Source organism: Archangium sp., assembly GCF_036388035.1.
Classification (GTDB): Bacteria; Myxococcota; Myxococcia; order Myxococcales; family Myxococcaceae; genus Archangium.
Genome location: NZ_DASVSO010000605.1, coordinates 1 through 10,743 on the forward strand (window position 1 = coordinate 1; position 10,743 = coordinate 10,743).

Consider the following 10,743-nt stretch of genomic DNA (forward strand, 5'->3'; position numbering starts at 1 on the left):
GGGGCCTACTTCTGGGTGCCCGGACCCTTGCTCGCGTCCGTGCCCTTGCCCGCTTCCTTCACCGCCGCATCCACGCCCGCGTCCGCCTTCGGCTTGCGGATCGGACAGGACACGATGGCCCCGTTCGGATCGATGGCGTCCTTGCCGGACTCCACCTTCAGGATCTTCCGCTCCTCGCCGATCACGAACGTGTAGCGATTGGCCAGCTTCAACACCGGCGTCTTCACCTCATAGAGGTTCGTCAGCTTGGCGTCGGGATCCGGAACGAACGGGAACTGCGCCTTCAACGACTCCTTGAACTTCGCCAACGTTTCCTTGTCATCCGTACTGACGGCCAGGACCTGGCCGTGGAGCTTCTCGATATCCGCGTACCGATCCCGGTACGCCGAGAGCTCGCGCGTTCAACCACCTGTGAATGCTTTGGGGAAGAAGGCCAGGATGACCGGGCCGTCCTTCACCAGCTGCGAGAGGGTGTACGACTTGCCGGCGGTGTCCTCCACCGTGAAGTCCGGCGCCACGTCCCCGACTTGAGGGGTGGCTCCCGCGAAGAAGCCAGCCACGAGCGTTGGAATGAGCATGCCCGCCTGCTTATCACTTCTCGCTCATCCGCGCCCAGACGGCAGCGGCGGCCTCGCGCGCCTGCTCCGCCACCACCGACGGGTTGACGGACAGGGGCCGGCGCGCCCACACGCGCCACACGCCGTCCACCATCACCGACTCGACGTGGCGAGAGCCCAGGCCGAACACCACGTGCCAGGCGAGGTTCTCCGCCGTCAGCGGCGTGGCCGGCTGGTAGTCCATGAGGAGCAGGTCCGCCAGCGCGCCCTCGCGCATCAGCCCCACCTGCGTGCCGAACGTCTGCGAGGCCAGGCGCTGCCCGTTGGCCAGGTAGCGCAGCACGTCGATGGGCTGGCCCGCGTCGCGCGAGCGCAGCCAGGCCGCCTGCGCCTCGGCGAACATGTCCGCGCTCACCCCATCCGCGCCGAGCGTGGCCCGGTGGCCGAACTTCAGCGCTGGCGCGTACCCCACCTCGCTCTCCATGTTCGAGCGCGGCGTGTGCGCCAGCCAGGCCCCCGTGGGCAGCAATTGCGCCAATTCCGGCCAGGACAGGTGCCCCACGTACGCCAGCAGCGTCTGCGGCGACAGCAGCCCGCCGTCCACCAGCCGCATCACCGGCGAGGCGCCGTAGCGCTCCGTCGAGAGCTTCTCGTCCAGCGGGTCCTCCGCCAGCGGCACGTGCAGCCCGGTGTGGGTGCTCTCGAGGGCCTCGGCGAGCCCCTCCAGGGCCTCCTTGCCCACGGTGAAGAGCGGCGCGGCGCCCACCTGTCCGCGCAGCCGCCCGCGCGCCTTGCGCGTGAAGGCCACCGTCTCCTCCAGCCCCTCCTCGCGGCCCAGCGCGCCCTTGCGATCCGTCACCGCGTAGGAGAGCACCCCGCGCATGCCCACCTCGTGCAGCCCCCGGCCCATGCGCAGCAGGGAGCCCTGCACCGCCTTGGGCGAGGAGTGCAGGTCGAAGAGCGTGGTGGTGCCGCACTGCAACGCCTCGAGGCCGCCCGCGGTCGCGGCCACCTGCACCGCGTCCAGGTCCAGCGCCTCCTCGTAGGGCCAGCGCACCTTCTCCAGCAGATCCTGGTAGCCCTCCAGCTTGGGCCGGGGCATGCCGCGCCCCAGGCTCGCGGAGAGCCGCTGGTGGGAGCTGACCAGGCCCGGGAAGACGAGCTTGCCCGAGAGGGCGATGACCTCGTCGTCCGGCGCCGCCTTGAGATCGGGGCCGCGAGCCACGATGCGCTCGCCCTCGATGCGCAGGTCCACCCGCTCGACACACGCGGGTTCGAGCTCGACGACGATTCCGCCTTTCAGCAGCGTGCCCACCGACCCTCCGGTTTGTCCGAGACCACATCCATCAGCGCGCCCCGCCCGCGACGCCGACCGGGGCGCAGGTTAGCACTCCGCTCGCGTCATGGCGCGCCACAGCACGTAGAGGACCAGGCCCCCTCGGACGGTCCACAACGCGGTGCGCCACAGGTTCGTCACGACGAGCCGCCTCCAGGCTTCCGGCTGGAAGGCCGCCCGGAGGGACTCGTGCAGGGGCACCTGGACGAAGAAGGTGGACAGCCACAGCGCCCCCACCAGCGCGAGTCCCACCCAGGGCACCAGCGGATTCACCCCGGGTGGAGGGTGCGCCACCAGCCACACGGCCGTGAGCAGCTCCAGCACCATGGGAGGGCCCACGATGTAGCCGGTGAGCGTGCCGTGGGCGGCGGCGTAGGGGACGAAGGCGTCCGAGCCCACCTTGGCGAACAGGGGGTAGTGCACCACCTGGACGAACCAGATGACGCCCACCATGAAGAGCGTGGCCGCCGCGTGGGCGAGCAGAACGAGCGGAGTGCTGAACATGGGCCTCCCATGTAACAGGGGATGGCGCTGACCGCCGCGCCTCGCACCCCGGAGGGTGTCTCCAGCTCCGAGGAATCACCTCGGGTGCCCTGGCAGAATCCTTGGAACGCGGTTGGCGATCCGTGCCGCTTGCTGGGGAGGTTACTGATTGTCCACCCGTCTCGTGGGTCCACGCCCGGCAGGTGCGCGGCATCGCCCCTGGTTGAGTGTATTGGCAGTCGTGGTGCTCGTGCTCCAGAGCGGGTGCGCTTCGTGGGCGCCCCGAGGCAACCTGCTCACGGGCTCCTCCTACCGACCCTCGGCCCCCCGCTTCTACGAGGACACGCGGCCCCCCACGGCAGTCGTCGACGCCGAGGAGACAGCGGAGGACGAGGCCGCGCACGGTCCGGTCCACCTCGCCCTGCCCACGCGATTCGGGGCAGTGCAGGTGAGCGAATCCGAACTGGACGACGCCTTGGCCACCCTGGTGCTCACTCTGCCGCTTCGGGTGGCCAGCACCCCTCCCCCGCTCTACCTCAACCGGCGGCTGGCGCAGGCCTCCGCCCCGCTCACGGGCGAGGAGTGGCGCACACCCCTGGCGCAATCCTACGGGCGTTTCTGCGAGCGGTGCGGCACCCCCGGCGACTGCCTGGAGTTGTTCAAGGACGGGCCGGGGCTGGACGGCGAGGACAAGCGCGACCTCGCGCTGGCGCTCGCCGTGAATGCGGCGCTGGAAGCCCGCGACGCGGAGCTGCGCTCCATGCTCTCCACGACGCAGTTGTGGACAACGCTGAGCATCACCCTCATCGGCTACATGGCCTTGGTCGCCGCGCCCGAGCCCGTCTCCAAAGGCGTGGCCGCCGCGCTCGCCCTGATCATGTGGGGCTACCTGGGGTGGGAGCTTTTCGACCTGACACGCGCCTACTTCGCACTCTGGGAGGAGGCGGCGGAGGCCTCCACGTTCGCGGAGTTGCGCGAGGCGGGCGACCGTTTCGGCAAGGTCATCGGGCCCAACAGCGTGCGCATCCTCCTGTTGTTGGGCACGGCGGCGGTGGGCGAGACGGCGGCGCTCGTGTCCAACGCACCGAAGCTGCCGGGTTTCGCCAAGGCCGCCGGTGCGCTCGAATCCCATGCCGACATCAGCGACGTGCTCACCGCCGTGCAGCAAGCGGACAAGGTGAAGGTCGCGGTGGCCGAGGGCACCTTCAGCGTCGTCCTTCCCGCCAACGTCTTGAGCATGGCGGCACGGAGCCATGTGGGGCGCGCTACCCCGCCAGCGAGAAAGATGCCGGAGGTGCACCACATCGCCACCGTCGAGAATGAGAAATCCACCCTGCGGGGCGGTCCTTGGACACAGCGATTCAAGAAGCTCTTCGACAAGGCGGGAATGTCGATGGAGGACCCGGCCAACAAGGTCCAACTCGCCGGGCACAAAGGACCTCATCCACGGGCGTACCACGAGGAGGTCTACAGACGGCTGCGCGACGCAACGACAACATGCCAGAAGGTCCTGGACTGTCGAAACGCCCTGGTCGCTGAACTCCGACGGATGGCGCAGGAACTCACTGATAAGAACTCCAAGCTCTACAAGCTCCTCTCCGAGAGCGCTCCGCGTTAAGACCATGTCATGCCGATCCGGTACTTCGACCTGACCGACGACGTCTACATCCCCGGCCGCTGGGACCTGGGCACCCCGACTGACGCACAGGGCCGGGAAGTGGACGACTACGCGTTCACGAAGGGAGAGCCGGTCACTGGAGAGACGCGGCTCAGAATCCCAATACGTGGGGGAGATGGAACGGAGTTGGATTTCACTGAGGCTGGCATTGGCATCCCCCTCGTCAGCGCCAGAGCCGCCTCCGTCTTCGTCGAGCTGGCTTCCAAGGACGTGCAACTCATACCGGTGCACGTCGAAGCGCACCCCGAGCCGTTCTACATCCTCGTCTGTACACGCATCGTGCAATGCATCGACGACGAGGCTTGCGAGGAGGTGCAGTACTGGAAGCCGGAAGATGGCCGTCCGGAGAAAACGGGCCGATACCGGGCGGTCCACGGTATGCGCATCAATCCCTCGAAGGTGGGCGAGGCCAAGGTCTTCCGCCCCTGGGGGTGGGACGTGGTGCTCATCGTCTCGGAGGACATCAAACAGGCACTGGAGCGGATGGGCGCCACTGGGGCCAGGTTCAAGGAAGTCACCGGCCCGAGCACCGTCAGTGAGGAGGAGCGCGAGCGGTACCGCAAGAGCCGCGAGTTATTGGAGACAGCGGGCAGCGCTCGTGAAACGGCCTGGCGCTTCATGGGCTCGCTGGACAAGGAGGCCCTCATGCCCATCGCCATGAGCGGCGCGTGGCCGGGTCAGCGCCAGCTCTGGAGCGTCATCCGCCGCGAGACCGGGCGTACCCTGCTCGTCACGCATGGACTCTCGGACCCGTTCATCGAGCGCCTGGAGCCCTCCGTGGGCTTCGGCCTGGAGCTCGCCCTGGAGGTGGACGCGGCCGTGAAGGACATCTCGAAGGGCTGGCCCCTGATGCTGTTGGATCGCGTGGCGGATGAAGTCGCCGAGCACGAGCACGTGCGCGAGGGGGCGAAGGCAGGTCTCTTCTCCATGGAGGTGTCCGGCAAGGGCATGCCCAAGTCCCTCGTCACCGACGAGGGCCGGGTGGCGGTGCTGCTGGGCGTGGAGTCACGCACGCTGCCGAGGCACTTCTCCACCCCCTTCGGGGACGTGCGGCTCGTCACCGTCAAGGCGCTGCTGCCCGCGGAACTGGCGTACCTGCTGGAGCACGGCGCGCGGGGACACGCCGAGTTGGCGCGGCGCTTCGCGGACAGCGGCGAGGAGCACCTCTCCCGGCTCCGACGGAAACCCGTGGTGTAGGCGCTCGCGCGGCTGGCCTACCTCGAGGCGGACCGGCTCGAACCGAAGGAGCCGCGCGCCTTCACCGCGCTCTGTCAGGTGCTCGTCCATACGGGCCGGGTGAACGATGTGGGAGAAGTGAAGCGTTCACTGGCGGCTCGATTCCCGGACCAAGGCCCCTTCGCTTGCTGCCGAGTGCTCGCCGAATCGTTAGTGCTGAGGGCGCCATGAGCGCCCGCCCCTTCCTGATGAATGTCCTCGGCGTGGCCGCGCTGCTGCTCGCGCCCGCCTGCTCCGACCGCACCACCGAGCCGCAGCCCGAGCCGCAACCCCAGAACCCGGGCTGGGGTCCCGCCTCCCCGCCCGCCCCAGCGCCCCTGCCGGAGCGCACCTCCTGCAGCGGTCTCACCCTGGGCCCCGGCACCTACGACTTGAACGTCACGCACGCGGAGCGCACGCGGGCCTACCGCGTCCGCGTGCCCACGGGCTACAACCCGACGAGCCCCACGCCCGCCGTGCTCTCCTTCCACGGCTACAGCTCCGACGAGAAGGAGCAGGAGTTCCTGAGCCGGATGTCCCAGCAGGCCGACTCGGCGGGCTTCATCGCGGTGTATCCCCGCGGGCTGAACCAGCCCGAAATCACGGGCACCCCGGACCCTCGCACCGAGGACACACGCAGCTGGAACGCGGGCGTGTGCTGTGGCCCCTCGCAGCTCGCCCGCGTGGACGACGTGGGCTTCGTGGACGCGCTGCTCGCGGACCTGGACACGCGCGTGTGCCTGGACACCCAGCGCATCTACGCCACCGGCCTGTCCAACGGAGGTTTCTTCTCCTACCGGCTCGCCTGCGAGCGCTCGGGGCAGTTCGCGGCCATCGCGCCCGTGGCCGGCATGGCGGGCTTCGGCCCCTGCTCGCCCGAGCGCCCGGTGGCCGTGCTCCACTTCCACGGCACGGACGACCAGACCATCCTCTACGGGGGCGGCAACATCCCCTTCGGCGGCACCTACGGCTCCGCGGAGGAGTCGGTCGCCGCCTGGTCCACCCGCAACGCGTGCACGGGCGCCAACCAGACGACGTACGACGTGGGCGACAGCTCCTGCCTCACCCACAGCGGGTGCGGCCAGAATGCCGATGTCACCCTCTGCACCGTGCAGGGCGGCGGCCACACCTGGCCCGGGGGGCTCGTCCCACCGAGTCTCGGCTACACCACGCAGGACCTCGACGCGACGCGACAGATGTGGCTCTTCTTCTCCGCCCACCCGCGTCCCTGAACAAGGAGCCCCGCCGTGCCCGCGCGTGCCCTCATCATCAACGCCGACGACCTGGGCTACGACCCGGCCGTCACCCGCGGCATCCTCCGCGCCATGCAGGAGGGCGTCGTCTCCTCGGCCACCTTCATGGTCAACACGCCCTACTCCGAGGTGGCGGCCCAGGAGGCCCGGGGCCTGGCCCTCGGCCTGCACCTCAACCTCGCCCGGGGCCTGCCCGTGTGGGCCGCCTTCCCCGGTAATGTCCTCTCGGGCGGGGCCTTCTCCGAGCCACTCGCCGCGCACCTGACGCCGGACGTGGTGGAGGCGGAGACGCTCGCCCAGTTGGAGCGGTTGGACCAGCTGCTCGGCCAGCCCGCCACGCACGTGGACGTCCACAAGCACCTGCACCGCCACCCCGGCGTCCTCGAGGGGCTGGCGCGCGCCGCCCGCACCGCCGGGGTGCCCGTGCGCTCCCTCGACGAGGAGATGCGCCGCACGCTGCGGGCCCACGGCGTGCTCACCAACGACCACTTCATCGGGGACGCGGGCGCGGAGGCGTACTGGACGGTGGAGCGGCTGGAGGAGCAGCTCGCGAAGCTGCCCGAGGAGGGCGTCACCGAGCTGATGTGCCACCCGGGCTACACCCCCGAGGCGGTGAAGAGCGGCTACGCCCAGCAGCGCGAGGTGGAGCTGGCCACCTTCCTCCACCCCCGGGCCCGCCTGGCACTCTCGCACCTGGGGGTGAAGCCCACGGACTTCCGCGTCCTCACCCGGGCCCGGTAGGCGGGGCGCCCGGGGAGGACTCCGCCTCGGGCCCGTAGCGCAGCAGCGCGAGGAGCTGCTCGGTGGAGAGCGCCGCCGCCCCGTCCGCCTCGGACAGCAGGCTGTTGGCCAGGTCCCGCTTCTCCTCGTGCAGCGTGAGGATGGCCTCCTCGATGGTGCCCTCGGAGATGAGGCGCATCACCGTGACGGGCTTCGTCTGGCCGATGCGATGGGCCCGGTCCGTGGCCTGGTCCTCGGCCGCCGGGTTCCACCACGGATCCAGGTGCAGGACGTGGTCCGCCGCGGTGAGGTTGAGGCCCGTGCCCCCCGCCTTCAGGGAGATGAGGAAGACGTCGCCCTCGCCCCGCTGGAAGGCCATGACCCGCGTCTCGCGCTCGGGCGCGGGCGTCTGCCCGTCCAGGTACTGCAAGGGCACGCCCCGCGCCTCCAGCGCCTCGCGCACCAGCGCCAGGTGCTTGACGAACTGGCTGAAGACGAGCGCCCGGCTCCCCTCGGCGCGCAGGGTGTCCACCAGCTCCAGGAAGCGCTCCAGCTTGGAGGACAGCAGCGGCGAGTCCCCGTCCACCAGCCTCGGGTGGCAGGCCGCCAGCCGCAGCCGGGTGAGGGCCACCAGCATCTCGAAGCGCCTGGCCGGCCCCGAGGCGTCCCGCAGCCGCGCCAGCGCCGCCAGCCGCGTGTCCTCGTACAGCCGGCGCTCGCCTTCCGAGAGGGTGATGGGCACCACCGTCTCCACGCGCGGCGGCAGCTCGCGCGCCACCTCCGCCTTGGTGCGCCGCAGCAGGAAGGGCCGCACCACCCGCGCCAGCGCCGCGCGGGCCTGGGGGTCCTTCGTGCGCTCGATGGGGCCGGAGAAGCGCTCGCGGAAGGACTCGCGGCTGCCCAGCAGCCCCGGGAAGACGAGCCGGTAGAGGCTCCACAGCTCCGACAGCCGGTTCTCCACCGGCGTGCCCGAGAGGGCCATGCGCGCCTCCGCCTTCAGCCCCCGCACCGCCCGGGCCCGCACCGTGTCCGGATTCTTCACCGCCTGCGCCTCGTCCACCACGAGCGTGGCGAAGGACACCGCGCTGAAGCGCTCGGCCTCGCGCGCCAGCAGCCCGTAGCTGACCACCACCACGTCCCCGGGCCCCAGCTCCGAGAGCAGCGCCTCCCGGTCCGCCTCGCTGTAGGCGTGCACCTTCAGCGAGGGGGCGAAGCGCGCCGCCTCGCGCCTCCAGTTGAAGCACACCGAGGTGGGGGCCACCACCAGTGCCGGGCCCGCCTCCGCCCGGTGCAGCAGCAGCGCGAGCGCCTGGAGCGTCTTGCCCAGCCCCATGTCGTCCGCCAGGCACCCACCCCCGCCCCACTCCGCCAGCCGCGCCATCCAGACGAAGCCCTCGCGCTGGTAGTCGCGCAGCTCGGCCTTCAGCCCCCGGGGTACCGGCACCTGGCGCACCTGCGCCTCGCGGATGCGGGTGGCGAGCCGCCGCCAGTCCGGCGGGGCCACCACCTCCGCGCCCACCTGGGCCAGCGCCTCCAGCGCGGGCACCGCCGCCGCGCTCACCTCCCACCTGCCCCGCGAGGGGTGCGCCAGGTCCGCCAGGGGCGCGAGCTGCTCGCGCAACGTCTCGGTGAGCCTCGCCCAGCGCCCGGGCGCCAGCGGCACGTAGCGGTGCCCCCGCCGCAGCGCGTCCAGCAGCACGGCCAGCTCCACCCGCTCCCCTTCCAACTCCACACCGCCCTTCACGCCGAACCAGTCCCGCTCCCGGTGCACCTCCACCTTCAGGCCCCGCGCATCCGGCAGGCGCAGCACGCGCCACGGGTGCTCCTCCCACTCCACGCGCAGGGAGGGGCCCGTCAGGGGCTCCAACCGCTCGAGGAAGTCCAGCGCCTCCTCCGCCCCCTCCAGGGTGAAGCGGCCGTGCTCCTCCACGGGCAGTGCCAGCCGCTCCATCAGCGCTGTCGCCTCGGCGCGCTCGGCCTCCAGGTCGCGCCGCACCCGCACCCGCTCGCTCCCGCGCAGGCCCCGGACGACGTCGGCCCCCTCCCCCGGCAAGAGGGGCGGGGCCTCGGGCAAGGGCCGCACGAGCAGCACTCCCTCCAGGGCATCTCCTCCCGTGGGACGCAGGCGCAGCAGCAGCCCGGGCACGGGCGGCACCTCGCGCGCCTCCAGCGAGGGCGGCAGGGACACGGGGAAGGCCGCCTCCACTCCGCCGAGCCGGTGCAGCAGCTCCGCGCGTGACGACGCGGGCAGCCGTCCGCCGTACTCCCCCACGGCCTCCAGCACCGCGAGCGCCTCGGGCGAGGCGGACACCAGCGTCACCCGGGGCAGCTCGTGCTCGACGTGGAGCCACGGCTGCGGCAGGTGCAGCCCCCGCCCCAGCCCGCGCACCACCCCCGCCGCCACCGGCTCCCCGCCCAGCGTGGGTCGCACGCGCAGGCCCTCCTCCCCCTCCTCGATGGCGAAGCCGAGCGGCACGGAGCGCACCCGCAGCGGCACCTCCGGCCTCGACTCGAGCACCAGGCGAGGGTGGTGCGCGAGCAGCTTCAGCGCCTGGACGAGCAGCCGGTGTCGCTCGGTCAGGTCATGCGGCAGGCGGGGGATGAGCCGGCACAGCTCGAAGGCCTCCACCTCCTCGGGCGAGCCCAGCAGGGCCCGGGCCTCCTCCTCTTCTCGCAGCGCCACCTGCGTCCCCTTGGACAGGCCGCCGCGCTTCAACGGCCGGTGGAGGTAGACCCGCAGGTACGGCGCTCCCTCGGCGACGCCCTCCAGGCGGAAGCTGACCTGACCGCCGGGCCTGGACTCGCGCCGGGTCCGGGCCAGCAGGCCCGCCGTGTCCATGGCCGCGAGGACCTGGTGGACCGGCGCCACGAAGAGCCGCTCGGCGAGCAGGGCGTTCTCCTTCGTCCGCTCCGAGTCCCCGAGCGCGGCGAGCAGCAGGTCCAGCGCGGTGAGGACATGGAGGCAGGGGGTGCGCCCCCGCGGGGTGCAGGACGAGCAGGAGATGGCGAGGCCCTCGTCGCCCTCCAGGAGGTGCAACAGGTCCATCCGCACGCACTGCGCATGCATGTGCTCCGTGAGCACGTGCGTCCGGGCCAGCCCATGGCGGGCCTCGTGGGCATGCGCGACGGGCCGCTTCTCCGGGAAGCAGAGGAGTCGCTCGTTCTCGGGCAGCAGGCGTGGGACGGCGTGCTCGCGCGCCCGGGCCCGGGCCTGCTGGAGCTGCTGTACGAGGGGCAGAAGGCGCGCGTCCGTGGGCGGGGGCGACACGGGATGGGCGCGCTCGTGCTCCAACCCCAGGCGCACGCGCTCGGCCTCGGCGCGGGCGCGGCTCCACGCCGCTCGCCGGAACGTGTCCCGGGCCTTGTCGGACCAGGAGGCGGGCAGCTCCAGCGACCCGTCCAGGACGGCCGAGAGGGGAAACCCATCCAGCAGATAGAGCCGGTGCATCACCCCGAAGCCCCGGGGCAGCAGCGACTCCAGCTCCGCGAGGGGGGTGTAGC

The 10,743-nt window shown here is 71.5% G+C and carries 8 protein-coding genes; 4 read left to right on the forward strand and 4 right to left on the reverse strand.

The window, feature by feature from the left end; all coding sequences use genetic code 11:
- Positions 1 to 5: 5 nt before the first annotated feature.
- From VF697_RS24830 to VF697_RS24840, 3 genes are all read right to left on the reverse strand, one after another.
- Entirely contained in the window at positions 6 to 578 is a 573-nt protein-coding gene (locus VF697_RS24830) for a peroxiredoxin (protein ID WP_331099094.1), read from the reverse strand.
- Positions 579 to 591: 13 nt separating this feature from the next.
- Complete coding sequence (locus VF697_RS24835) at positions 592 to 1,872, reverse strand: amidohydrolase family protein (protein WP_331099096.1); 1,281 nt, start codon at positions 1,870 to 1,872, stop codon at positions 592 to 594.
- A gap of 69 nt (positions 1,873 to 1,941) precedes the next feature.
- Positions 1,942 to 2,397, reverse strand: a complete 456-nt coding sequence (locus tag VF697_RS24840) for a hypothetical protein (RefSeq protein WP_331099097.1) — start codon at positions 2,395 to 2,397, stop codon at positions 1,942 to 1,944.
- A 220-nt stretch (positions 2,398 to 2,617) separates the two neighbouring features.
- On the opposite strand from VF697_RS24840, the gene VF697_RS24845 reads away from it, so the two are divergent.
- The 4 genes from VF697_RS24845 to VF697_RS24860 all read left to right on the forward strand — a co-directional run bounded on the left by VF697_RS24845 (position 2,618) and on the right by VF697_RS24860 (position 7,263).
- Complete coding sequence (locus VF697_RS24845) at positions 2,618 to 3,994, forward strand: AHH domain-containing protein (RefSeq protein ID WP_331099107.1); 1,377 nt, start codon at positions 2,618 to 2,620, stop codon at positions 3,992 to 3,994.
- Positions 3,995 to 4,003: 9 nt separating this feature from the next.
- Positions 4,004 to 5,251, forward strand: a complete 1,248-nt coding sequence (locus VF697_RS24850) for an imm11 family protein (protein ID WP_331099099.1) — start codon at positions 4,004 to 4,006, stop codon at positions 5,249 to 5,251.
- 206 nt (positions 5,252 to 5,457) lie between these two features.
- On the forward strand, positions 5,458 to 6,501 hold the full coding sequence (locus VF697_RS24855) for a hypothetical protein (RefSeq protein WP_331099101.1): 1,044 nt from the start codon (positions 5,458 to 5,460) through the stop codon (positions 6,499 to 6,501).
- Positions 6,502 to 6,516: 15 nt separating this feature from the next.
- Positions 6,517 to 7,263, forward strand: coding sequence for a carbohydrate deacetylase (locus VF697_RS24860; RefSeq protein ID WP_331099103.1), 747 nt, complete (start codon positions 6,517 to 6,519; stop codon positions 7,261 to 7,263).
- Here VF697_RS24860 and VF697_RS24865 read toward each other — a convergent pair.
- On the reverse strand, positions 7,247 to 10,743 hold a 3,497-nt coding region (locus tag VF697_RS24865; RefSeq protein ID WP_331099105.1), incomplete at its 5' end, for a DEAD/DEAH box helicase. The two genes, VF697_RS24860 and VF697_RS24865, sit on opposite strands and share 17 nt — an antisense overlap.